This is a genomic window from Limosilactobacillus sp. DJ3M12, from assembly GCF_947381695.1.
Lineage (GTDB): Bacteria > Bacillota > Bacilli > Lactobacillales > Lactobacillaceae > Limosilactobacillus > Limosilactobacillus kinnaridis.
In genome coordinates this window covers 1-848 of the sequence record NZ_CANCWY010000059.1, presented here as the reverse complement: position 1 = coordinate 848, position 848 = coordinate 1, and the positions used below count along the sequence as shown (strand labels likewise).

The window sequence follows — 848 nt, the reverse complement described above, 5'->3', positions numbered from 1 at the left end:
GTGTGACGTTTCGTCTACGGGGCTTTCACCCTCTATGGCACAGCTTCCCAACTGTTGCGACTACGTCGCACTTTGGTGACTCTAATGTTCAGTCCTACAACCCCAACAAGCAAGCTTGTTGGTTTGGGCTCTTCCCTTTTCGCTCGCCGCTACTCAGGGAATCGATGTTTCTTTCTCTTCCTGCAGCTACTAAGATGTTTCAGTTCACTGCGTCTACCTCTTGCTAGCTATGTATTCACTAGTCAAGTAATCAGCGACTAAGCTGATTGGGTTGCCCCATTCGGAAATCTCCGGATCAAAGCGTACTTACCGCTCCCCGAAGCATATCGGTGTTAGTCCCGTCCTTCATCGGCTCCTAGTACCAAGGCATTCACCATGCGCCCTTCATAACTTAACCTAAACAATCAAAGATTGTCTGATTAATTGAGTTAGCGATTATAATTCGTTAATTGAAACTCAAATAACGTGGTGTTCTCGGTTTATTGTTTTATTAATAAAGAAATTAGATAGTATTTAGTTTTCAAAGTACAAACTCTATCAACCTTATGGTTGATAATGGAGAATAACGGAATCGAACCGATGACCTCCTGCTTGCAAAGCAGGTGCTCTCCCAGCTGAGCTAATTCCCCATATGGGCCTAAATGGACTTGAACCATCGACCTCACGCTTATCAGGCGTGCGCTCTAAACCAGCTGAGCTATAGGCCCAAATAAGCGTCTTATAGGTTAAAGTTTTAAGAGGTAAACCTCTCAAAACTAAACAAAGTTTCTCCGATGTGTAGGTTCCGTTTTATTCCTTAGAAAGGAGGTGATCCAGCCGCAGGTTCTCCTACGGCTACCTTGTTACGA

At 44.3% G+C, this 848-nt stretch carries 2 tRNA genes and 1 rRNA gene; all 3 read right to left on the bottom strand.

Annotated features, from left to right (window positions below):
* Positions 1-397: ribosomal RNA gene (locus QOS06_RS10695) — 23S ribosomal RNA — on the bottom strand; the annotation flags it as partial.
* A gap of 159 nt (positions 398-556) precedes the next feature.
* Positions 557-629: transfer RNA gene (locus QOS06_RS10690), tRNA-Ala, on the bottom strand.
* Positions 630-632: 3 nt separating this feature from the next.
* Positions 633-707, bottom strand: a tRNA-Ile gene (locus QOS06_RS10685).
* Between the last annotated feature and the right edge of the window lie 141 nt (positions 708-848).